Genomic DNA, 21924 nt, shown 5'->3' with positions numbered 1-21924 from the left:
AAATAGGATAGCTCTTATCTTTCATTGTAAGAAATCCACATATAAAAACCAAGGAATTTGATTATAGTTTTGAAAATCGACACTTTTCCATAAAAAAAGAGGAGATACAAGTCTCCCCTCTTTTTACGCTTTTTCTTGCGATTGTTTTCCAAGCTTCACATCAATTGTTCCTTCTGCAACTGTATCACTAATTTGTTCCTCAATCACTGATTGAGATGTAGCATTCGTATCAGAAGTATACGCTTGTTGCTGTGCATCTTGTACGTTTTGTTTATTTTGTTGTTTCACCATTTCTTTACCCTCCTTTTTATTCTTTCTTATTTTGAACAAAAAGATGGGTTTTCATGAAAAAATCGTGATCATTTTGAAATTGTTACTTCTTCTTCTAGTAATCTCATCGTTCGGACTCGTTTCGTAAATGTAGCTAAGTGAGCAATATCATGATTACGTAACGTCTTTATATTCTCTTCCACATATTTTCCTAAATCATTCGGATAATGAGCATCTGAAGAGAGTGTAATCGGAACTTCGTGTTTAGCTAATACTTGTAAATATAGCGGACTCGGACACATTTCGCGCACAGGATAGCGATAGTACAATCCCGCATTTATTTCCGTTGCTGTATTTGTTTCTACTAATGCACGCGCAATTTTCTTATAATAGGAAAGTTGTTCATTCTCATCTAACCGATAATTAAATACTTTTATGTTGTCAAGATGAGCAATAATATCAAATAACTCAGAACGAACTGCGCACTCAACCGTTTTGAAAAACGTATCATATAAAGCATATAAGTCATGTTCCTTAAAATATTCTTTCGTATCTGGATTATCAAATCCCCAGCCATTTAAAAAATGAACAGAACCAATTACATAATCAAAATCTCCTAATGCGAGTAAAGATTGTAATTGTTGTTCACCACCAATAAAATAATCCGCTTCAATTCCAAGTTTAAGCGTAACACCTCTTTTACTCCACCGTTCTTTCGCCTCTTCAATTGCCTTTGTAAAATCATGTAGTGAAGCTACCCTTACTTGTTCTAACCATTCCTTTTGTAAACGTCCAAGCCCCGAATCACTAATATCAACATATTTTTCATAGTATTCTTTCGCTTCATAAAAACGATATAAATGATCGACAATACCAACTTCTTTTATCCCTTTTCGCAAAGCTTCTTCTAAATATAAATCAATCCATTTCGTTGTAAATGGTCCTTCATTCACACGTCTTTGCAGGCGTTCTTGTGTTTTTACAAGCCATTCCATAGAATGTTTTTCTTCTTTTAGCGGTTCATAATGTTGTAATGATTCATTTATTTTAGCTAGCCATCCTATTGAATATGGCCCTTCTTCTAAATGAATGTGATAATCCACCTTCATACATATTCCCCCTATAATGTATCTATTTCTCTTCTGTCCCCTACTCTCGAAAGCTTCCCATTTCTTTCTGTCACTTCCTCCATAATATCTTCTAATGATATATTTTTTTCGGCTAATAATACGAAGCAGTGATACAATACATCAACCATTTCTTTCACTAGCTCTTCGTTATCATTATTTTTGGATGCAATAATTACTTCAAAACATTCCTCACCAATTTTCTTTAAAATTTTATCTTCTCCTTTTGAAAACAAGTAATTTGTATATGATTCAGGAAGTGGATTTCTCTTTCGTTCTTTAATTGTTTCAAATAGTAATGTAAAGGCGTTTTTCATATGTATCCCCCTATATAATTTTGTAATGAAAACATGTTTTTTCTCCCGTATGACATGCAGGTCCTACTTGCTTTACGACAACAACAATTGAATCTTGATCACAATCTAAATAAAGAGATTGCACATGTTGGACATTACCTGATGTTTCTCCTTTATTCCATAACGACCTTCTTGAACGAGAATAAAACCATGTTCTTTTCGTTTCTATTGTTTTTTCATATGCCTCTTCATTCATATAAGCTAGCATTAAAACTTCTTTTGTACCTTCTTCAATTACAACTGCTGGTAATAGTCCTTTTGAAAAGTTAGGTTTCATAGCCGCACCTCAACATTTGCATTTCTTAACTTTCTCTTTACGTCCCCTATTGTCGCCTCACCGTAATGAAAGATTGATGCCGCTAATGCTGCATCAACTGTTGTCTTTTGAAACACTTCTATAATGTGATTAGCATGACCACATCCACCTGACGCGATGACAGGTACGGAAACACTTTTTGAAATTTCTTCTGTTAAACGAAGGTCATATCCGTTTTTCGTTCCGTCTGCATCCATACTCGTTAATAAAATTTCGCCTGCGCCTAGCTCTGTAACGCGCTTTGCCCACCTGATTGCATCCATTCCCGTATCAACTCTTCCGCCGTTCACATATATATTCCACTTATCTTCTGCTACTTTTCTAGCATCAATTGCGACGACAATACATTGTGAACCAAAATGCTCTGCCCCTTCTTCGATTAATTTTGGATTTCGTACTGCTGCTGAGTTAATTGAAACTTTATCTGCTCCAGCTCTTAGTAAATTGTACATATCTTTCACACTTGAAATCCCTCCGCCAACTGTAAGAGGAATAAATACTTTTGAAGCCGTTTTTTCTACAACATCTATAATCGTTTTTCGTCCTTCATGCGTTGCCGTAATATCTAAAAATACTATTTCATCTGCTCCCGCATCATTATATAAAGCTGCTATTTCAACAGGATCCCCGACATCTTGTAACCCTATAAAATTTACCCCCTTTACGACTCGCCCTTCTTTCACATCTAGACATGGAATAATGCGTTTTGCTAACATAACTTTGTTACCTCTAGCACTTCTTCTAAATCAATCGTTTTCTCGTAAAGAGCCTTACCAATTATGACGCCGTATATGTTCATATCATTTAACTTTTTCACATCTTGAATAGATGCAACTCCTCCTGAAGCAATAAGTCGAGTAGAAACGCTTTTTTGTAGTAATTCCAATTGCTCTATATTCGGTCCTGCAAGCGTCCCGTCTTTCGAAATATCTGTAAACACAATCGTTTGAACACCTACATTCTCCATTTGTTTTGCTAAATCAATATAAGAAATTTCAGATACATCAAGCCAGCCTCTCGTTGCTACGAAACCATTTTTCGCATCAATTCCGACGATGATTTTTTCTTTATATAGAAAAACTGCTTCTTCTAAAAATGGCTTATCATAAAGAGCAGCTGTTCCTAAAATCACTTTATCTACCCCTACTGAAAATAACTTCTCTACGGCTACAAGTGATCGAATTCCTCCTCCAACTTGCACTGGAATACGTACTGCCTTGCAAATTCTTTCAATGACGGACAAGTTTAACGACTCACCAGCAACTGCACCATCTAGATCAACAATGTGCAACCGTTTCGCTCCAAATTTTTCAAATATAATTGCTTGCGCAACCGGATCTTCATTCATTACTGTTTCTTTACTAAATTCCCCTTGATACAGTCTAACGCATCGTCCCTTTTTTAAATCGATAGCTGGGAAGATTTCCATGATTCTACCACTCCTTTAAAATTTTTCAACATTTCCATCCCTATGTCACCACTTTTTTCAGGATGAAACTGTGCGCCATATATATTTCCTTTTGCTACAAAACCAGGTACTTTTACTCCATAATCACTTATTCCATACACAATTTCATTTGGACAATCTGCGTAATAAGAGTGGACATAATATACGAAAGAACCGTCCTCTACTCCATTCCAAAGCGCTATTTCTCCTTCTTTCTTTAACTCATTCCATCCCATATGAGGAATTTTATAAGGAACCTTTAGCTTTCGAATAACGCCTGGCAATAAACTTAGCCCGTTACAGTCTTCTAGTTCCTCACTTTTTTCAAATAAAAGCTGCATTCCTAGGCAAATACCTAGAAGTGGTTTTCTGGAACGCCCAATTTCTTGTAACACACGCACTAAATCTTTTTCTTCCAATACATCCATCGCTTTTGGAAATGCACCTACTCCTGGTAAAATCACTCCATCACTTCTAAAAATCTCTTCTTTATCACTCGTTACAATGTACGCTGCTCCAATATGCTTTAATGCTTGTTCTACACTACGAATATTTCCCATTCCATAATCTATAATGGCAATCAATTACAACATCCCTTTCGTTGAATTTACACCAGTAATGTTGACATTTCTTTCAACTGCTTCTCTAAGCGCTCTACCAAACGCTTTAAATAAGGCTTCAATTTTGTGATGTGTATTACTTCCGTATAAAATGCGAGCATGTAATGTAATATTGGCAGCATGAGCAACTGCTCTAAAAAATTCTTCCGTTAGTTCTGTATCAAAATCCCCAAGCTTCGGATTCGTTAATTCTCCTTGAAATACAATATATGAGCGTCCACTTATATCAATTGCAACAAAGCCTAAAGACTCATCCATCGGTACATATGCTGAGCCGTACCTGTTAATCCCCTCTTTACTGTGCAGTGCTTCTTTCAAACAATTTCCGAGTACAATCCCAACATCCTCAACTGTATGATGCGCATCAACGAATACATCCCCTTCTGCCTCCACTTGCAAACCGAATCTTCCATGCCTTGCAAATAAAGTTAACATATGATCAAAAAAACCAACTCCCGTTTGTACAGAAACGTTCTTCCCATCATCAAGCTGTAAACTTAATTTTATTTTTGTCTCTGTCGTCTCACGTATTTGACTAGACTCACGCATTATTCTTCCTCCTCAAATCTTATTTGAATTGCTCTCGCATGCGCATGTAACCCTTCTTTATTGGCAAGCTCTACAATATGATGTTGGACATCTCTTAATGCTTCCTCCGTATAAGACAGAAAGCTTGATTTTTTCACAAAATCATCGACTGATAACGGTGAGAAAAACCTTGCCGTTCCACTTGTCGGTAACACGTGATTCGGCCCTGCTAAATAATCCCCGAGCGGTTCTGGTGCATATGCTCCAAGAAAGATAGATCCTGCATGTTTCACATAAGCTAGAGCATTCATTGGTTCTTTTATATGTAACTCTAAATGTTCCGGGGCAATTTCATTCGATAACTTTAGCGCCTCATCTAAAGAAGGAACGATAAAAATGGCCCCATTTCTCTTTATTGATTCACGTGCAATTTCGCTTCTTGGTAATGTTTCTAACTGCCTTTCTATCTCTTTTTCTACTTTTTTTGCTAAATCTATATTTGTTGTAATACAAATTGCTGTCGCTCTCTCGTCATGTTCTGCTTGCGATAATAAATCAGCAGCAATATATTTTGCATTGCCGGTTTCATCTGCAATAACTACAATTTCTGACGGTCCAGCAATCATATCGATATTCACTATTCCATATACTTCTCGTTTCGCTAGAGCGACGTACAAATTTCCTGGTCCAACTATTTTATCCACTTTCGGAATCGATTCCGTCCCGTATGCTAAAGCAGCAATTGCTTGCGCACCACCTATCGTATAAATTTCATCTACTCCCGCAAGGCTTGCAGCAACTAAAATATGTGGATCAATTCCTCCTTCTCTTGGCGGTGTTACCATTACAATCTTTTTCACACCAGCGAGTTTTGCTGGCAATACATTCATTAATACTGACGAAGGATACGAAGCAGTTCCGCCTGGCACATATACTCCTACATTCTCTAACGGCCGAATGATTTGTCCTCTAATGATGCCTTTACTCGCGCAATCGAACATGGATTGTCTTTTTTGCTTTTCATGGTAAGAAATAATGTTTTTCTTCGCCTCTTGTAACGCTTCTAAAAATGAATTCTCTACAAACAAACTCGCTTGTTTTATTTCTTCTTCACTTACACGAAACTCTTTCATCTTTACACCATCAAACTTTTTTGTATAAAAAGATAAGGCATCATCCCTACTCTCCCTTACATTTTGAACGATTTCACTTACACTTCTTTGAACAGTTTCTTCTATTATATTGGCATTTTCTCGTAGTAATTTTATTTTCGATAACGCCTTTTGAAAATCTTCAAAAACGATCTCCATTACAAGTCCCCCTATTTTCCTGACAAAATTTCTTGCTCCATCATATTTATAATACTGAATATTTCGTCTTTTTTAGTTTTTAATGCAGCCTTATTTACAATCATTCGAGCAGATATAGAATACATTTCCTCAAATACAATGAGTCCATTTTCTTGTAATGTTTTTCCTGTTTCAACAATATCAACAATCGCATCTACCAACCCAAGAATAGGAGCAATTTCTACAGAACCTTCTATTTTTATGATTTCTACATCCTCTCCTTTATCATGAAAATAGTTAGAAGTAATATGTGGATATTTCGTCGCAATACGTTTCTTCCGGTAGCTCTTCGGATTATAAGTAGGAATAGAAGCAACACAAAACTTACACACACCTACTCCTAAATCCAACATTTCATAAATATCTTTTTCGTTTTCCATTAAAATGTCTTTTCCAACGACCCCGATATCCGCTACTCCATGTTCTACATAAGTAGCAACATCTACTGCTTTCACTAAAATAAATGAGATATCTGTATTTTTACTTTGAAAGACAAGCTTTCGTCCTTTATTTTTAAGCTCTGAACAATCGATTCCAATCTGCTCAAAGAGTGGAATCACATGTTTTTCTAATCTTCCTTTCGTTAACGCAATTTGAATGTTACGCATGAAGTTTCTCCTTCTTTCTGGACTACCCATTTCTCGTTCCATACATATTCCACTAACGATTCGTTCTTTGCCTCAACGACCGTTACTATTTGATGCTTTCTTGCAAATTGAAAGGTGTCATTTAAATTAGAAAATAAAGATATCTCTACTTTTTTCCCGTCCTTTTGAAGTAAATTTCGTAACCGTTCCGCTTCTGCTAATCTATTTAACTCGTAATGAATCATAATATCTATTCTCTTTCGTTCATATGGTTCTTGCTGCTCCTGCAGCGCCTTCACAATTTGATTAACTTGCACCGCGAGTCCAACAGCCGGCAACATTTCTCCAAAATTTCCAATTAACTCATCATATCTTCCGCCACTAACAATTTCTTCTCCAATTTCATATATATACCCTTTGAAAATAACACCTGTATAATAGTCCAAATGTTGAATCATACCTAAATCAATTGATATGTACGATCCATAGCCTAGCTTGTCAATTGCTTCATATATTTCTTTCACTCTTGCGATGGCCATTTTCATTTCATTACTTGATGCGAGTTTTTCTGCTTCCTCAATCACTTCTAAATTCCCAAATAACCTTGGTAATTTCTCCAGTAACCTTACTGTTTCATCACATCGCTCTAATTTCTTTTCTCTAATAAAATTTGATAGAGCGGCATAATTTTTACTTTCAATATATGTTCTAAGAACTTTCTCTTCTTCCTCATGAATGGAGAGCTTTTTGACAATACATTTATATAACTGCACTTGCCCAATCTCTATTGTAAAAGATTGCACTTTCAACTTTTGAAGTGATTGAATGACACTTATAACACATTCAATTTCAGCTCTTACATTATCAATACCAATAATTTCAATACCACTTTGCACGATCTCATTATATTTTCCAGTAAGGGACTCATTCGCTCGAAATACATTTCCGCTATACGTCACTTTAAGTGGTGTATCACAACTCTGCGTTCCGATCACTCTCGCTAAAGGAATTGTCATATCTGGACGCAATACGATAATCCTTCCCTTTTCATCGAAAAATTTATACATCTTTTCTTCATCTATCGGCCTGCTTTGAAAGGCGAACACATCATAAAATTCAATTGTTGGTGTCCTTATTTCTTCATAACCTCTCTCTAAAAAAGTACGCCTTAATTTTTGCTCCACTTCTTCAATTAACATACATTCTTCGAATAAATAATCTCTCGTTCCATTTGGATTTGCCCGTTTCCATTTTGTCATCGAAATTCTCACACCTTTCCCTTTCTAATGTATGCTTATTTCATGCACCTAAACCGAAAATAAAAAGAGCCTTGTAGATAAAATATACCTACAAGGCTCTTTAGTAGCGTGTAGGTACAACGGGAATAACCCTTGCACCTACACGTTTTCACGCTAGGTTCAAGGGCTTTATGTATGATGATGTAGTTGTGTAAGCATTTTAATAGATTGCATTGTTTTCATAATACTTACTCCCTTTCTCCTCTAATTTTTACATAGTATATAATACTTAATTCTGAATGTAAATACATTTTAAATATTCCGTTATCTTTCAATGTACAGCTACCCTTCTTTCATACTCTTTTATTTCTTGTTCATATTGCATTGTAATACTAATTTCATCTAAACCATTTAATAATTTCTCTTTCCACATTTTCTCGATTTTAAAATGAAACCTGTGCGTACTTGTTGTAATTACTTCATTCTCTAAATCTACTTCTATTTGTTCTCTTGCATTCGTTTTGGCAAGCTTTTCTCGCATTTCTTTATCCATTACAATTGGTAACATACCATTCTTCATACAATTCATATAAAAAATATCTGCAAACCCTCCCGCGATAATTACGCGGAAACCATAATCAGCAAGTGCCCAAGGTGCGTGTTCTCTTGAAGAACCACATCCAAAATTATCACCTGTAATTAATATACTTGCTCCTTTTCTATCTGATGCATTAAGTGGGAAATTAGGGTTTTCGTGTCGTTCATTATCATACCGCCACTCATCAAATAAATATTTTCCAAATCCCGTCCTTTCAATTCTCTTTAAATATTGCTTCGGAATAATTTGATCTGTATCAATGTTATCATTCATAAGTACTGCGGCAGTACCTTTATGAATACGAAATGGCTCCATCATAACTCTCCTTTCTAATATCAACAAAATGACCATATAACGCAGCTGCTGCCGCCATTGCTGGGCTAACTAAATGTGTTCTTGCTCCTTTTCCTTGTCTTCCTTCAAAATTACGATTTGAAGTGGAAGCGCAATGCTCTCCCTCAGGTACTTGATCTGGATTCATTCCAAGACACATGGAACATCCAGGTTCTCTCCATTCAAATCCCGCTTCTTCAAATATGTGATGTAGTCCTTTTTGCATCGCCGCGTCCCTTACTCTTTTCGATCCAGGCACAACGAGTGCTCGCACACCTTCTTTTACCTTTCTCCCTTTCACAACAGCTGCAGCAATTTCTAAATCAGAGAGCCTGGAATTTGTACAAGATCCAATGAAGACATGCTGAACTGGAATATCATACGTACTTTGTCCAGGGCTTAATCCCATATAAGAAAATGCTCTTTCGTCATTTACATCATGTTTTTCTGGCAATTTCTCATCAATACGAACTCCCATACTCGGATTTGTTCCCCACGTAACGTATGGCGCTAAATCTGTAACATCTATCGAAATATGTAAATCATACATTGCATCTACATCTGTATAAAGTTCAGACCATTTCTTCTCGAAAGTTTCATAGTCTTTCGGTGCATATTTACGTCCTTTTACATAAGCAACTGTTTTTTCATCTGGCGCGATAATACCCGCTTTTGCTCCTCCTTCAATCGCCATATTACAAAGCGTCATTCTCTCTTCCATCTCCATAGCCTGAATCGTCTCTCCGTAAAATTCCATTACGTATCCCGTTCCAACTGCTACACCATACTTTGAAAGGAGATGCAAAATAATATCTTTTGCGTAAACGCCTTTCTGTAATTTTCCTTTTAACTCAATGCCCATCGCTTTCGGTTTTCTTTGCCACAGCGTTTGCGTTGCCAATACATGTTCCACTTCACTCGTACCAATACCAAACGCTAGCGCGCCAAACGCACCGTGCGTTGCCGTATGGCTATCACCACAAACAATTGTTTTGCCTGGCTGCGTGAGCCCAAGTTCTGGTCCGATAACATGAACGATCCCTTGCTCTTCATCTCCGATATCTGCTAACGGCACCTGAAATTGTTTACAATTTTCCCGTAGTGTATCTAGTTGCTGCTTCGCAATGCGATCGGTAATATTCCAAACATCTTTCGTTGGAATATTATGATCCATCGTTGCGAATGTTAAATCTGGTCTGCGTACCGTTCGATTTGTAAGCCGCAAGCCTTCAAAGGCTTGCGGTGACGTTACTTCATGAACAAGGTGCAGATCGATATATAATAAATCCAATCCATTTTCATTTGTCGCAACTACGTGTCTTTCCCAAAGTTTATCTAGCAACCTTTTCCCCATTATCTTCCTCTCCCTACTAGTGCTTGCTCTTCCATTTCTTGCATTACTGCCTTTGTAAATGAAGTTGTCGTTTCAGTCCCGCCGATATCTGCTGTACATTTTCCTAATTTAAGGACTGCTGAAATCGCTTCTTCAATTGCACACCCTTCTCTCGTTAATCCGAACGATTGCCCAAGCATCATGGCAACAGAGCGCATCATCGCAATTGGATTTGCCTTATTTTTCCCGGCAATATCCGATGCTGATCCGTGAATAGGCTCGTATAGCGAAGGGCCCTTTTCCGCGTGACTTGCTGATGGAAGCATTCCTAATGATCCAGCTAATACGGAAGCTTCGTCACTTAAAATATCCCCAAATAAATTTTCTGTTACAATTACATCAAACCGTCCTGGATTCCGAATTAACTCCATAGCAGCTGCATCTACTAAAATATGTTCTAATTCAACATCTGGATAACGAAGTGCTACTTCTTCTGTTACAGTTCTCCATAGTTTACTAGATTCTAAAACATTCGCCTTATCAATAGATGTTACTTTTTTCTTCCGTTTATTCGCTAATTGAAAGGCATAAGAAACGATACGTTCAATTTCATGGCGATGATACGTCAGTGTATCCGTTGCTACTTCGTCTGTTCGTTCTTTCGGATAAGAAAAATAAATCCCACCTGTTAATTCACGAACAACAACGAAATCAATTTCATCAGCCTTTTTTAATGGAGATAAATGTGCCGTTGCACTTTCTACCGTTACAGGGCGAACGTTCGCAAATACACCGAGCCCTTTTCTTAAAGCTAATAATCCTTTCTCTGGTCTTTCTTTCGCGCTATCCCACCTTGGTCCACCAACTGCTCCTAGTAAAACCGCATCACTTGCTAAACAAGCGGCAAGTGTTCGTTGTGGTAATGGTTGCCCATTTAAATCGATAGCACTCCCGCCGAAGTACTCATCTTGCAAATGAAAATGATGACCATATAACCTTTCTACCATATGCAATACTTCCTTCGCACTTTCCATAACTTCCGGTCCAACACCATCACCAGCTAAACAAACGATACGTTTTTCCAATTTCAACACTCCTTTTTAACCGAATTTTCAGAACTTTAATTTGACAGGTGAGAATAGCCCCTCTCACCTATCAAACACTTATTTCACAAGCTGGATAAAAGATTTTAATTTCCCCGCTGCGTGGACATATGCTCTCGCCGACGCTTCCAATACGTCTTGCGCAACACCAAAACCTGATACTTGATGTGTTCCTTCTTTTAATTCAACATGAACATGAGCCAGTGCATCTTGACCTTGTGTAATAGATTGTATGCGATAATCCGCCAATTCACATTCTAATCCTAAAATTCTTTGGATTGCATTATAAATCGCTTCAATACTACCAGAGCCAGTAGCTGCATCTTCGAATACATTTCCCTCCTCATCTTTTAGTACAACTGTCGCGCATTGTGTACTATTTGATACGAAATGTACTTGCAATTGCGTAATATTATATTGCTGAGCCGCAAATGCTGCTTCACCAAGCATAAGTGCTCGTAAATCTTCCTCAGTAATTTCCTTCTTACGATCAGCTAATTTTTTAAACGCTTCAAACACTGCATCTCGTTCTTCCGTTGTAAATTCATAGCCAAGCTCTTTCATTTTTTCTGTAAACGCGTGACGTCCAGAATGTTTTCCAAGTACAAATAGGTTTTGAGATTCGCCTACTAACTCTGGTTCAATAATTTCATACGTTGTCACTTCTTTTAGAACGCCGTCTTGATGAATTCCGGATTCATGAGCAAATGCATTCGCTCCCACGATCGCTTTATTTTTCGGTACAACCATACCTGTTAATCTGCTTACTAATGTACTTGTCGCTTTAATTTCTTTTAGCGTCATAGAAGGCTCTGCTTGATAGAAATCTTTTCTAATATGAAGAGCAACTGCGACTTCTTCTAATGCCGCATTCCCTGCTCTCTCTCCAATTCCATTAATTGTTCCCTCTACTTGCAATGCTCCCCCTTCAACTGCAGCTAGCGAATTTGCTACAGCCATCCCAAGATCATCGTGACAATGACAAGAGAAAATTGCTTTTTCATATGAAGGAACGGATTCTTGTAAATACTTAAAAAGAGAATAATATTCTTCTGGATTCGTATATCCAACTGTATCTGGAATATTAATTACATTCGCTCCTGCACGAATCGCAACTTCTACTGCCTCAGCTAAAAAATCTCTTGATGTTCTTGTCGCATCTTCTGCTGAAAATTGTACTGTTGGAAATAATGATTTTCCAAGTGTAACAGAACGATGAATACTATCTAACACATCCTCTTTTGACATACAAAGTTTATATTTCATATGAATATCACTCGTAGCTAAAAATACGTGTAAACGAGGAGATACCGCACCTTTCACAGCTTCATATGCTCTTCGAATGTCGCCTTCTTTCGCTCTAGCTAAACTCATAACTGTAGCATTTTGAATTGTATTCGCGATGCGTTTTACCGATTGAAAATCCCCTTCGGAAGCTGCTGCAAAGCCAGCTTCCATTACGTTAATACCAAGTCTCTCTAATTGTTTCGCAATTTGCAATTTCTCTTGTTCATTTAAATTCACTCCTGGTGATTGTTCGCCATCACGTAGCGTCGTATCCATGAACAAAATCTGCTTCATATTATTTCATCCCTACCTTTACTCGCGGCTGTACGAAAGGCATCATTTCACGTAATTTACGTCCAACTACTTCGATTTCATGTTCATTTTCTTTCTCATTTGTCGCATGGAAATTCGGTCTTCCGGCTTTATGCTCTGCAATCCAACCTCTTGCAAATGTACCATCTTGAATTTCTGTTAGCACTGTACCCATCGCTTTCTTCGTATCTTCCGTTACAACACGTGGTCCTGATACGAAGTCGCCCCACTGCGCTGTATCTGAAACTGAATATCTCATATTTTCAAGTCCACCTTCATACATAAGGTCAACAATAAGTTTCAGTTCATGTAAACATTCAAAATATGCAAGTTCCGGCTGATATCCGGCATCAACTAACGTTTCAAATCCAGCTTTCACCAGCGCAGTTACTCCGCCGCAAAGTACAGCTTGCTCTCCAAATAAATCTGTTTCCGTTTCTTCTTTAAATGTCGTTTCTAATACACCAGCTCTCGTCGCTCCAATTCCATCGGCATAAGAAAGTGCCTTTTCAGTCGCAACTCCTGTTGCATCTTGGTATACTGCAAATAGTGCCGGAACAGCTCCTCCTTCAGCAAACGTACGACGAACTAAATGTCCCGGCCCTTTTGGTGCTACTAAAAATACATCTACATTCGCTGGTGGTTTCACTTGATCAAAGTGAACATTAAATCCGTGTGCAAAAACGAGAGAATTTCCTGCCTGTAAATTTGGCGCAATTTCCGCTTCATATACTTCTGGTTGCAGTTCATCTGGCAGTAAAATCATTACTACATCAGCCTGCTTTGCTGCTTCCGCTACTGTATATACTGAAAATCCATCTTCTTTCGCTTTATCCCAAGACTTCCCTTTTCTTAAACCTACTACTACATCAAATCCGTTATCACGTAAGTTTTGCGCATGCGCATGACCTTGCGAGCCGTATCCAATGATTGCTACTTTTTTTTCCTTTAATACATTTACCGTTACATCTTTTTCATAATAAACTTTTGCCATTTTCATTTCCCCCTATAGTTAAATGATTATTGAATTAACATAACTTGCTTATCTTGTTTTTTCATACTACGCGTAAAGGCTGTTACCCCTGTTCTTGCAATTTCTTTCAAACCGTATGGACGAAGTAATTCAATTAATGCTTCTACTTTCTCCTGTGTACCTGTTACTTGCACAACTATGGAATCCTTTCCAACATCTATTACAGCGGCTCGAAACGGTTCAATTAAACTATATAATTCCGCCCTCGCTACCGAAGTTGCTACTTTAATAAGTGCAAGTTCTCTTGCAATCATCGCTTCTTCTGTAATATCTGATACTTTCAAAACATCAATTTGCTTATGCAGTTGTTTAATTAGCTGCTCAACTTGCTGTTCATTTTCAACGTGTACAACAATCGTCATCCGCGATATGTCCGATGATTCCGTATGACCTACTGAAATACTTTCAATATTAAAATGTCTTCGTGTCATAACACCTGTAATTCGGTTTAACACACCACTTTGATTTCGAACTGTTGCTGTAACAATTCTCTTCACCTTTTTTCCACTCCCTCCATTTGGTGAACACCTTTCCCTGGCGCAACCATCGGCATTACCTTTTCTGATTGAAGTACACGGCAATCAATTACGACCGGTTCTTGTAATTCAATTGCATGCTGCAATTGTTTCTTCGCAAGAAGTGGATCATCTATGCGAACTCCTTTTATGCCATACGCATTCGCAAGAGCAACGAAATCTGGTTGACACGATAGTAAAGAGTGCGAATATCTTTGGTTATAAAATTCATTTTGCCATTGTCTTACCATTCCTAAAGCTTCATTATTTAAAATAAATACTTTAACAGGTAAAGAGTGTTCTTTTAACACACTTAATTCTTGCAGAGTCATTTGAAATCCAGCGTCACCAACAATTGCAATAACTAGTTCTTCAGGCTTTGCAATTTGTGCACCAATTGCTGCAGGGAATCCGAATCCCATCGTTCCTAATCCTCCTGAAGTTACCCATTTATCAGGATTTTTCAGCGGATAATATTGCGCTGCCCACATTTGATTTTGCCCCACATCTGTTGTTACAATCGCTTCTCCTTTCGTAATTTCATATAACATATCAATTGCATATTGAGGCTTAATACTTTCAGAATTTCGTTTATAAGAGAATGGATACTTTTCTTTTCTATTCTTTAATAAAGAGATCCACTCATGATGATTTTCTTTCCTTCCTTCTGTTTGAAGTAATACTTGGAGCGCTTGCTTAGCACTGGCAACAATAGGAATTTCAGTCGGCACATTTTTTCCGATTTCTGCTGGATCAATATCAATATGCGCGACAGTCGCTTCTTTCGCAAAATAAGCTAAATTTCCAGTAAGACGATCATCGAATCTCGCACCTATATTAATGAGTAAGTCGCATTCATATAACGCCATATTAGCTGTGTAAGAACCATGCATCCCTCCCATGCCTAGAAAAAGTTCATCATCTGGCGGAAAGCCACCAAGACCAAGTAATGTATGCACAACAGGAATTTCGTATTTACGAGCAAAACTTGTTAATTCTTTCGAAGCTTTCGCATGCAATACACCTGCTCCAGCTAAAATTAATGGCTTGTTTGCAACCCTAATTGCTTGTAATAATTTGTTTATTTGAAGGAGATTCGGTTCATAATTCGGGTTGTATCCTGGTAAATCCATTTGCGCATCACTACATCGTTCGCCTTGCTCTACTACCATATCTTTCGGAAGGTCAATAACGACTGGCCCTGGTCTTCCTGTTCTCGCAATATGAAATGCTTCTTTAATAATTCGAGGTAAATCTGAAGCCTTTCGCACTTGATAATTATGTTTTGTCACCGGCATCGTAAGCCCCATAATATCGGCTTCTTGAAAAGCATCACTTCCAATTAACGTTGTCGCTACTTGCCCTGTAAATACAACAAGTGGTAACGAATCAATCATCGCATCTGCTAGACCAGTAATCACATTTGTAGCACCCGGTCCACTCGTTGCAATGACAACCCCTGGATTGCCAGTAATTCTGGCATATCCTTCAGCAGCGTGAATAGCACCTTGTTCATGCCTTGTTAAAATATGTGGAATTTCACAGTCATAGAGTGCATCATAAAGAGGTAAAACAGCACCACCAGGATAACCAAAAATCACTTCTACTCCTTCCTTTTCTAGCGCTTCTAACAATAGCTGTGCACCAGTTGCCAGTTTCTCTTCCGTTTTTGAAGACATTGTTCTTATAAGCCCCCTTTTAAAAACTTTTATCAATAAAAAAAATCCTACGTCCACACTCCAGCTATGTGCTGAAGGGACGAAAGATTTCGCGGTACCACCCTTCTTTGCAAGAATACTCTTGCCTCAGTGACCCATAAAATGAGTCTAGCTAGTAACGGAGCTACCGTCTAAGCCTAGACAAATGCTTCAGCTTAGCACTCAAGGGCGATGTTCGTCGACGTGAACCATCGGTTTCCAGCAACCACCGACTCTCTGTGAGGCTTCACAATCAACTACTCCTCCCTATCAACGCTTTCTTATGTTATAAAAAGTTGTTATCCAACTTTATTTTCTTCGTAAATTTTCTCTCCATCTTCTATAACTAACTTTCGGAATTCTTCTAGTAAACGATTCGTATGTGGACCCGTTTGCCCTAAACCAATCGTTCTACCATCTACTGTCGTAACAGCAATTACTTCAGCTGCTGTTCCTGTTAAAAATACTTCGTCAGCTACATATACGTCATGTCTTGTAAATAACTCTTCTCTAACGTCATATCCAAGTTTTTCACCAATTTCTAAAATAGCGTTTCGTGTAATGCCTTCTAACGCTCCAGCTGAACTTGGTGGTGTAATTAATTTATTTCCTTTTACAATAAATACGTTATCCCCTGAGCCTTCAGCTACGTATCCTTGATCATTTAACATAAGCGCTTCTTGTACTCCAGCCAATTTCGCTTCGATGCGAACTAAAATATTGTTTAAGTAATTTAAAGATTTTACTTGAGGCGACAATACATCTGGACGGTTTCGGCGCGTTGCAACTGTTACAACTGGAATCCCTTTTTCATAATATTCTTGCGGGAATAAAGATAGTTGCTCTGCAATTACTACTACATTCGGTTTTTTACAAGAATCAGGATCTAACCCAAGATTTCCTGCTCCTCTCGATACAACTAGGCGAATGTATCCATTAGATAATTTATTTTGTCGAATCGTCTCAACAACAATATTCGTTACTTCATCTAAAGAATATGGAATTTCTAACATGATGGATTTTGCTGATTCATATAACCGGACAAGATGCTCTCTCAAACGGAAAACATTACCGCTATAGACTCTAATTCCTTCAAATACTCCATCTCCATATAAATAACCATGATCATATACTGATACTTTTGCCTCGTCTTTTGGAACAAATTCTCCATTTAAGAAAATCCATTGCTCGTTCACTGGAAAGCGCCTCCTATGTTCTATGAATTTTTTATTGTTTCCTAGTTTACTCTCCTTTCTAAATAAATCAAGTGAATTTTTAGAAAATTTATAATTTTTATTCGTACGTACATCTTTAATTATATTGATTTAACAACATTGTTAACGTTTACAAAAAGTCAAAAAATTTTTTTCGTCAATTTTCACTAAAAAAAATATTTGTTTAAAAGAAGGATTTTCGTCAATTGATACGAATCTATTGTATTCAATAAACGGACGTCCGTTTTTATAAATTCGGGAATATACAATGACTTTTGCTGAAAAAGGGGGAAAATAATAAAAATAACGCTGTCTAAAAATAACATTCATATTTTTCATTTCGGAATCATAATCCTATTTTTAAAAAACAATTTGTCAAAATGAAGGAGGAAATCAATATGGCGTGTGTACAAATTAAAGGAACGAGACAAGAGGTAGTAGAAATGCTTCAACTATTCGATCTAATGGATACGAAAGGTTTTTGTAAATTCGATAATTATGTAGAGGTAGAACCAAATAATAAAGAACATAACAATTTTATTGCTTCCATCGACATCCATTCAAATACTTCTTCCGCCCAAGATACTTTAAACGATCAATTCGTAAGCCAAATGCTTACTGGTGTATATAACGACTAAATAAAGTCGTACTTTAATCAGACTACCCGTAAATAACAGATAAATATATGCTTCCTACCGTCTTTGTATAAATATATACGATGAACTTGAGCATACTAACAACTAGATGGTAGGAGGTGAGAATTATGGCTAAAATTGGTGTTGAAAATTCGTTAACAGATGTCCAACAAGCTCTTCAGCAACAGGGGCATGAAGTCGTTACAATTAACTCGGAACATGACGCACAAGGATGCGACTGTTGCGTTGTAACTGGGCAAGATTCTAATATGATGGGTATTGCAGATACATCAATAAAAGGATCGGTAATTAACGCCCACGGTTTAACAACAGATGAAATTTGCCAGCAAGTTGAGAGCCGCATTTAAATTCCATACAAAAAAGAAAGAGGACTCCTTCTGAAAAGGAGTCCTCTTTTTTATATTCACCTAACGGGAAAGTAACATATACTGGATGAAAGCCCTACCTCTCTCTCATCATTACGGTTCCACTGACCGCTCCTTGATTCACTAGTATACCTATAAAGCCTATAATTATAATTTATAGGGTTTGTTCACAAAAGTTGTTGGTAAAACTACCCGATCTTTCGCAAACTTTTCGTATTATATTTATAAGATTTATTTACTTTACACTAGCTGCAACCGAGACACGAATTAAAATTTTAACATCAATATAACAACTTGTCAACATTTTTCACAAATTTAAAACAGACAATAACGGTTTGTCTGTTTTAGAATGGAGCTTTTTCTTTTATTACATATACAACAAAACCGCTTACTAACATACATAAGCCAACTACTAAGTTTTTGATATTAATCATAAATTCCTCTCCCTTATTCCACACATCATATATATTTACAGTTCAATTATTCCGATCATCCTAAAGCGCACTTTTTCTAATATATCATAATTCCTAAAAAATGCAAGTTCACTTTTAGCGACCATTTACAAATTTATCTACAGTGCTTGGTACGGTATTTAAAGCTTTTTCAATTAAATGTGTACTACTATTGAGATGCAATACTTGCACACCGTTAGAACCAACTACTAAAAAAGCAACTGGGCTAATAGAAACCCCAGCCCCACTTCCGCCTCCAAATGGATGACTTTGCTTATTCTCTTTATGCTGCCCTTGTCCATTATTATGTTTTTCGGAAATAAATTCACCTTTAAAGTCACTTCCTCCAGCTCCAAAACCAAAGGCCACTTGAGATACTGTTAATACTACATTTCCGTCAGCTGTTGAAACTGGACTTCCAACAATCGTATTTACATCTACCATCTCTTTTAAATTTGTCATTGCTGTTTTCATTAAATTTTCAATTGGATGTTCCATTATGTATTGCACCCTTTCCTCATTATTCTTTTTTATACTTTCCAAAATAGAGGAAGTCATACTAACTTTTCCTATTTCAAAAAAACAATCTTCACCTTTTAAATGGATATTACTCCCTGTACATACTCGGATAAAAAGGAAAAAGAGATACATACTACTATTGAACCTTGTTATGAAAGGAGTCATGACTTTGACTGAGAAATTTGATGAGTATAAAAAAAGAGATAGAATAGATAGTGATTATAGTGACTATAAAGAAGAATATGCAGCTGAGGTTGCACCACAGCGCATTGATTATGATTACGATGAGAAGGACCATAAAGATGATGTAAGATCGTCCGCTGCTGGATCAACGGCTGGCTTTATCGCTCTTGCCTTATCTATCTTATCACTTTTCACCTTCCCAACATTATTCGGTCTTGTTTCTGTACTACTAGGTATTTACGCTTATAACCGCGGAGCTACTGTAACTGGTGGTATCGCTGCGATTGTCGGCGGAATTGCAGCACTCATTGCAATTTTATTCCGAGTAGCGCTTATCGGCTTATTGTTCTCCCTCTTTTAAAAAGAAAAAGGTATCTCGCTTATGCGGGATACCTTATCCTGTAAATACATCTTCTGACGGATATTTAATTTTTTGTTTTGCTGGTCGCGCTAAAGAAAATACAAGTGTTAACGGTCCGATTAATCCACAAAACATAACAAACATAATAATACATTTTCCAAACGCTGATAACTTTGCAGTAATTCCCATCGTTAATCCTACCGTTCCAAACGCTGAAATTGTTTCAAATAGTAACTGAATAAAACTGAAGTTTTCTGTAAGCATTAACATAAATACTGCTGCAAAAATAAGGATTTGACTAGCAACGGCAATTGCTAATGCTCTCGTTACTGTCGACATTTTAATTGTGCGCTGAAATAATACGATTTCCTCTTTCTTTCTAAAGAAAGAAAGAACAGATGTAACTAAAATAACAAACGTTGTTAATTTAATCCCTCCACCTGTTGATACACTTCCTGCACCAATAAACATTAAAACCATCGTAAATAATATAGATGATTCTTCCATTCCCCCGTAGTCAACTGTATTAAATCCAGCCGTACGAGGAGTAATCCCTTGGAAAAAAGAAGCCCATAACTTTTCATTTAACGGTAAATTCCCTAACGTCTTCACATTATTATATTCCAATACAAAAATCACAATCATCGCTATCACATTTAGCGCTACCGTTCCAATAATCATGATTTTGGAATGAAGCGATAGTTTTCGAAAACTCCGGCTATACCATATATCAATTAGTACGGTAAATCCGAGACCACCTATTACGATTAAAGAGCAAATCCCAATATTAATAATCGGATCGCCTACATACCTTGTTAAATTATCCGGCCATAGAGCAAATCCAGCATTATTATAAGATGCGATCACGTGAAAAATACTATAGTATACACCTTTTCCAAAGCCAAACTCTGGAATAAAACGAAATGATAAAAAGATGACCCCAATAAACTCAATACAAATTGAAAATATAAAGACACGTTTTACTAATTTTACGAGACCACCTATATTTGTCTGATTAAATGCCTCTCCAATTAATAAGCGATGACGTAATCCGATTTTTTTACCTAATACCCAAACAATTAAAATGGCAATTGTCATAAGACCTAAACCGCCCGTTTGAATTAAAAACATAATTACAATTTCGCCAAACATCGTAAACGTACTTGCAGTATCTACTACTCCCAACCCCGTTACAGTTGCTGCTGATGTTGCCGTAAAGAAAGCATCTACCCAACTAATATGTACTTTCGTTGCGAATGGTAACTTTAATAACAAACCGCCCACCACAATTAAGCAGAAAAAACCTAATGCTAATATTTGTGGTGGATTTAATCGTATAAAACGATTATACAGCCTTTGTCTTTTTGTTACTTCCATATTCACTAGCTCCCTTTTTTCCCCTCATAACTAAAGGCTTATAAAGTGAAACTTTAATCAGTGGGGGTTTTCTTCATCCCCCACTGATTATTAGTTGAACCAATCGGGCTTTAATGAGCAGCCCGACCCCCACCTAATTTCTTTGCTTTCGCTGAATTTTGAGGTGGGGGTCTTACTGCCCATTAAAGCGGGATAAAAAACCTTAAATAGCAGAATAAACCTTATATTCTTATAATATAGTTGAGCATAATCCTTTTTTTCATAGTTTTCAACTGTTATTTATACTCGAACGTCACTTCATTTATGAAAAGACTCTTTCTATTATAAGTATCCTTACTCTATAACTCTCACAACAATCATTTTATATGTATCATTTCTTAAATTCTCATACCTTTCACTCTATGTTCACATAGGGGTCACATCTATCTTTTATAGTATATGTATCGGAGCTGTTCCTCCCTAATTTATAAGACATTCCCCAGTGTCTTGAACAGCTTTCCATCCCTAATTAAATTGACATAAATTGTCCCCTTCCTTTGGCCATCCTATGTGATGGTCTTATTTTTTTGTCTTTCTATCTTCTATTTAAAACTCCCTCTCTCTTTCACTCTATGTTCACACGGGCGTCACATCCACATTTTATAGTATATGTATCGAAGTTGTTCCTCCCTAATTTATAAGACATTCCCCAGTGTCTTGAACAACTTCCATCCCTAATTAAATTGACATAAATTGTCCCCTTCCCTAG

The 21924-nt window shown here is 37.0% G+C and carries 26 protein-coding genes and 1 other annotated feature; of the genes, 3 read left to right on the top strand and 23 right to left on the bottom strand.

Annotation, left to right across the window (positions count from 1 at the left end; translation table 11 throughout):
* Window positions 1–123 precede the first annotated feature (123 nt).
* The 20 genes from MR079_RS10390 to MR079_RS29345 all read right to left on the bottom strand — a co-directional run bounded on the left by MR079_RS10390 (window position 124) and on the right by MR079_RS29345 (window position 17602).
* Window positions 124–291, bottom strand: coding sequence for a DUF4025 domain-containing protein (locus MR079_RS10390; RefSeq protein WP_000240694.1), 168 nt, complete (start codon window positions 289–291; stop codon window positions 124–126).
* Window positions 292–359: 68 nt separating this feature from the next.
* Window positions 360–1379 carry a histidinol phosphate phosphatase domain-containing protein gene (locus tag MR079_RS10385; protein WP_139869713.1) on the bottom strand — a complete coding sequence of 340 codons (1020 nt, stop codon included), beginning with the start codon at window positions 1377–1379 and terminating at the stop codon, window positions 360–362.
* Between the two features lie 11 nt (window positions 1380–1390).
* Complete coding sequence (gene hisE / locus MR079_RS10380; protein ID WP_139869714.1) at window positions 1391–1714, bottom strand: phosphoribosyl-ATP diphosphatase; 324 nt, start codon at window positions 1712–1714, stop codon at window positions 1391–1393.
* 10 nt (window positions 1715–1724) lie between these two features.
* Window positions 1725–2030 (bottom strand): phosphoribosyl-AMP cyclohydrolase, encoded by a 306-nt coding sequence (hisI, locus tag MR079_RS10375; protein WP_098921949.1) that lies wholly within the window; start codon window positions 2028–2030, stop codon window positions 1725–1727.
* Window positions 2027–2785 carry an imidazoleglycerol phosphate synthase cyclase subunit gene (gene hisF, locus MR079_RS10370; RefSeq protein WP_139869715.1) on the bottom strand — a complete coding sequence of 253 codons (759 nt, stop codon included), beginning with the start codon at window positions 2783–2785 and terminating at the stop codon, window positions 2027–2029. The genes hisI and hisF overlap by 4 nt, the downstream gene beginning before the upstream one ends.
* Window positions 2779–3498, bottom strand: coding sequence for a 1-(5-phosphoribosyl)-5-[(5-phosphoribosylamino)methylideneamino]imidazole-4-carboxamide isomerase (gene hisA / locus MR079_RS10365; protein WP_139869716.1), 720 nt, complete (start codon window positions 3496–3498; stop codon window positions 2779–2781). The genes hisF and hisA overlap by 7 nt, the downstream gene beginning before the upstream one ends.
* A complete protein-coding gene (gene hisH, locus MR079_RS10360) occupies window positions 3471–4100 on the bottom strand; it encodes an imidazole glycerol phosphate synthase subunit HisH (protein ID WP_139869717.1) in 630 nt (209 codons plus the stop codon). The genes hisA and hisH overlap by 28 nt, the downstream gene beginning before the upstream one ends.
* Window positions 4101–4685, bottom strand: coding sequence for an imidazoleglycerol-phosphate dehydratase HisB (gene hisB / locus MR079_RS10355; protein ID WP_139869718.1), 585 nt, complete (start codon window positions 4683–4685; stop codon window positions 4101–4103).
* On the bottom strand, window positions 4685–5974 hold the full coding sequence (gene hisD, locus MR079_RS10350) for a histidinol dehydrogenase (RefSeq protein WP_242293976.1): 1290 nt from the start codon (window positions 5972–5974) through the stop codon (window positions 4685–4687). Before hisD ends, hisB begins: the two co-directional genes overlap by 1 nt.
* Before the next feature lie 11 nt (window positions 5975–5985).
* On the bottom strand, window positions 5986–6621 hold the full coding sequence (gene hisG / locus MR079_RS10345) for an ATP phosphoribosyltransferase (RefSeq protein WP_001244478.1): 636 nt from the start codon (window positions 6619–6621) through the stop codon (window positions 5986–5988).
* Window positions 6597–7859, bottom strand: coding sequence for an ATP phosphoribosyltransferase regulatory subunit (gene hisZ / locus MR079_RS10340; protein WP_242293975.1), 1263 nt, complete (start codon window positions 7857–7859; stop codon window positions 6597–6599). Before hisZ ends, hisG begins: the two co-directional genes overlap by 25 nt.
* A 310-nt stretch (window positions 7860–8169) precedes the next feature.
* A complete protein-coding gene (leuD, locus tag MR079_RS10335; protein WP_016716978.1) occupies window positions 8170–8751 on the bottom strand; it encodes a 3-isopropylmalate dehydratase small subunit in 582 nt (193 codons plus the stop codon).
* The gene (gene leuC, locus MR079_RS10330) at window positions 8729–10123 is read right to left on the bottom strand and encodes a 3-isopropylmalate dehydratase large subunit (protein WP_242293974.1); all 1395 of its coding nucleotides are present in this window, start codon (window positions 10121–10123) and stop codon (window positions 8729–8731) included. The genes leuD and leuC overlap by 23 nt, the downstream gene beginning before the upstream one ends.
* Window positions 10123–11187 carry a 3-isopropylmalate dehydrogenase gene (gene leuB / locus MR079_RS10325; RefSeq protein ID WP_242293973.1) on the bottom strand — a complete coding sequence of 355 codons (1065 nt, stop codon included), beginning with the start codon at window positions 11185–11187 and terminating at the stop codon, window positions 10123–10125. The genes leuC and leuB overlap by 1 nt, the downstream gene beginning before the upstream one ends.
* A 78-nt stretch (window positions 11188–11265) precedes the next feature.
* A complete protein-coding gene (gene leuA / locus MR079_RS10320) occupies window positions 11266–12786 on the bottom strand; it encodes a 2-isopropylmalate synthase (RefSeq protein ID WP_242293972.1) in 1521 nt (506 codons plus the stop codon).
* Between the two features lies 1 nt (window position 12787).
* Complete coding sequence (ilvC, locus tag MR079_RS10315) at window positions 12788–13798, bottom strand: ketol-acid reductoisomerase (RefSeq protein ID WP_139869725.1); 1011 nt, start codon at window positions 13796–13798, stop codon at window positions 12788–12790.
* 26 nt (window positions 13799–13824) lie between these two features.
* Entirely contained in the window at window positions 13825–14334 is a 510-nt protein-coding gene (ilvN, locus tag MR079_RS10310) for an acetolactate synthase small subunit (protein ID WP_000822948.1), read from the bottom strand.
* Window positions 14331–16031, bottom strand: coding sequence for an acetolactate synthase large subunit (gene ilvB, locus MR079_RS10305; RefSeq protein ID WP_242293971.1), 1701 nt, complete (start codon window positions 16029–16031; stop codon window positions 14331–14333). The genes ilvN and ilvB overlap by 4 nt, the downstream gene beginning before the upstream one ends.
* Window positions 16032–16103: 72 nt before the next feature.
* Window positions 16104–16332: a binding site (T-box leader), on the bottom strand.
* A gap of 16 nt (window positions 16333–16348) precedes the next feature.
* Window positions 16349–17245 carry a branched-chain-amino-acid transaminase gene (gene ilvE, locus MR079_RS10300; RefSeq protein ID WP_001005497.1) on the bottom strand — a complete coding sequence of 299 codons (897 nt, stop codon included), beginning with the start codon at window positions 17243–17245 and terminating at the stop codon, window positions 16349–16351.
* 141 nt (window positions 17246–17386) lie between these two features.
* Window positions 17387–17602 carry a hypothetical protein gene (locus tag MR079_RS29345; RefSeq protein ID WP_140168456.1) on the bottom strand — a complete coding sequence of 72 codons (216 nt, stop codon included), beginning with the start codon at window positions 17600–17602 and terminating at the stop codon, window positions 17387–17389.
* A 59-nt stretch (window positions 17603–17661) separates the two neighbouring features.
* Here MR079_RS29345 and MR079_RS10295 point away from each other — a divergent pair, with 59 nt between their 5' ends.
* Both MR079_RS10295 and MR079_RS10290 read left to right on the top strand, forming a co-directional pair.
* Window positions 17662–17901 carry a DUF3911 family protein gene (locus MR079_RS10295; RefSeq protein WP_000752504.1) on the top strand — a complete coding sequence of 80 codons (240 nt, stop codon included), beginning with the start codon at window positions 17662–17664 and terminating at the stop codon, window positions 17899–17901.
* Between the two features lie 125 nt (window positions 17902–18026).
* Window positions 18027–18266, top strand: a complete 240-nt coding sequence (locus MR079_RS10290) for a YkuS family protein (protein WP_001062581.1) — start codon at window positions 18027–18029, stop codon at window positions 18264–18266.
* A gap of 362 nt (window positions 18267–18628) precedes the next feature.
* On the opposite strand, the gene MR079_RS10285 is transcribed toward MR079_RS10290, so the two are convergent.
* Entirely contained in the window at window positions 18629–18718 is a 90-nt protein-coding gene (locus tag MR079_RS10285) for a hypothetical protein (RefSeq protein WP_000608225.1), read from the bottom strand.
* Window positions 18719–18832: 114 nt separating this feature from the next.
* A complete protein-coding gene (gene ytfJ, locus MR079_RS10280) occupies window positions 18833–19294 on the bottom strand; it encodes a GerW family sporulation protein (RefSeq protein WP_001997038.1) in 462 nt (153 codons plus the stop codon).
* Between the two features lie 112 nt (window positions 19295–19406).
* Here ytfJ and MR079_RS10275 point away from each other — a divergent pair, with 112 nt between their 5' ends.
* The gene (locus MR079_RS10275; RefSeq protein ID WP_002020776.1) at window positions 19407–19799 is read left to right on the top strand and encodes an imidazole glycerol phosphate synthase; all 393 of its coding nucleotides are present in this window, start codon (window positions 19407–19409) and stop codon (window positions 19797–19799) included.
* Between the two features lie 33 nt (window positions 19800–19832).
* Here MR079_RS10275 and MR079_RS10270 read toward each other — a convergent pair whose 3' ends face one another.
* On the bottom strand, window positions 19833–21176 hold the full coding sequence (locus MR079_RS10270; protein ID WP_139869729.1) for a TrkH family potassium uptake protein: 1344 nt from the start codon (window positions 21174–21176) through the stop codon (window positions 19833–19835).
* Window positions 21177–21924 lie beyond the last annotated feature (748 nt).

Source organism: Bacillus cereus group sp. BfR-BA-01381 (genome assembly GCF_022663555.1).
GTDB classification, from domain to species: Bacteria; Bacillota; Bacilli; order Bacillales; family Bacillaceae_G; genus Bacillus_A; species Bacillus_A pacificus.
Note: the sequence above shows the minus strand (reverse complement) of the source record. Positions and strands in the feature narration are given on the sequence as shown.

What these genes read in the sequence shown, in the direction of transcription:
- hisI (WP_098921949.1), bottom strand. Translation starts at nt 2,030, where the DNA reads ATGAAACCTAACTTTTCAAAAGGACTATTACCAGCAGTTGTAATTGAA.
- MR079_RS10275 (WP_002020776.1), top strand. Translation starts at nt 19,407, where the DNA reads ATGAAAGGAGTCATGACTTTGACTGAGAAATTTGATGAGTATAAAAAA.
- hisD (WP_242293976.1), bottom strand. Translation starts at nt 5,974, where the DNA reads ATGGAGATCGTTTTTGAAGATTTTCAAAAGGCGTTATCGAAAATAAAA.
- leuA (WP_242293972.1), bottom strand. Translation starts at nt 12,786, where the DNA reads ATGAAGCAGATTTTGTTCATGGATACGACGCTACGTGATGGCGAACAA.
- MR079_RS10295 (WP_000752504.1), top strand. Translation starts at nt 17,662, where the DNA reads ATGGCGTGTGTACAAATTAAAGGAACGAGACAAGAGGTAGTAGAAATG.
- leuD (WP_016716978.1), bottom strand. Translation starts at nt 8,751, where the DNA reads ATGGAGCCATTTCGTATTCATAAAGGTACTGCCGCAGTACTTATGAAT.
- hisF (WP_139869715.1), bottom strand. Translation starts at nt 2,785, where the DNA reads ATGTTAGCAAAACGCATTATTCCATGTCTAGATGTGAAAGAAGGGCGA.
- MR079_RS10285 (WP_000608225.1), bottom strand. Translation starts at nt 18,718, where the DNA reads ATGATTAATATCAAAAACTTAGTAGTTGGCTTATGTATGTTAGTAAGC.
- hisE (WP_139869714.1), bottom strand. Translation starts at nt 1,714, where the DNA reads ATGAAAAACGCCTTTACATTACTATTTGAAACAATTAAAGAACGAAAG.
- hisA (WP_139869716.1), bottom strand. Translation starts at nt 3,498, where the DNA reads ATGGAAATCTTCCCAGCTATCGATTTAAAAAAGGGACGATGCGTTAGA.
- MR079_RS29345 (WP_140168456.1), bottom strand. Translation starts at nt 17,602, where the DNA reads ATGAAAAATATGAATGTTATTTTTAGACAGCGTTATTTTTATTATTTT.
- ytfJ (WP_001997038.1), bottom strand. Translation starts at nt 19,294, where the DNA reads ATGACTTCCTCTATTTTGGAAAGTATAAAAAAGAATAATGAGGAAAGG.
- MR079_RS10385 (WP_139869713.1), bottom strand. Translation starts at nt 1,379, where the DNA reads ATGAAGGTGGATTATCACATTCATTTAGAAGAAGGGCCATATTCAATA.
- MR079_RS10290 (WP_001062581.1), top strand. Translation starts at nt 18,027, where the DNA reads ATGGCTAAAATTGGTGTTGAAAATTCGTTAACAGATGTCCAACAAGCT.
- ilvB (WP_242293971.1), bottom strand. Translation starts at nt 16,031, where the DNA reads ATGTCTTCAAAAACGGAAGAGAAACTGGCAACTGGTGCACAGCTATTG.
- leuC (WP_242293974.1), bottom strand. Translation starts at nt 10,123, where the DNA reads ATGGGGAAAAGGTTGCTAGATAAACTTTGGGAAAGACACGTAGTTGCG.
- MR079_RS10390 (WP_000240694.1), bottom strand. Translation starts at nt 291, where the DNA reads ATGGTGAAACAACAAAATAAACAAAACGTACAAGATGCACAGCAACAA.
- hisB (WP_139869718.1), bottom strand. Translation starts at nt 4,685, where the DNA reads ATGCGTGAGTCTAGTCAAATACGTGAGACGACAGAGACAAAAATAAAA.
- hisZ (WP_242293975.1), bottom strand. Translation starts at nt 7,859, where the DNA reads ATGACAAAATGGAAACGGGCAAATCCAAATGGAACGAGAGATTATTTA.
- hisG (WP_001244478.1), bottom strand. Translation starts at nt 6,621, where the DNA reads ATGCGTAACATTCAAATTGCGTTAACGAAAGGAAGATTAGAAAAACAT.
- MR079_RS10270 (WP_139869729.1), bottom strand. Translation starts at nt 21,176, where the DNA reads ATGGAAGTAACAAAAAGACAAAGGCTGTATAATCGTTTTATACGATTA.
- ilvC (WP_139869725.1), bottom strand. Translation starts at nt 13,798, where the DNA reads ATGGCAAAAGTTTATTATGAAAAAGATGTAACGGTAAATGTATTAAAG.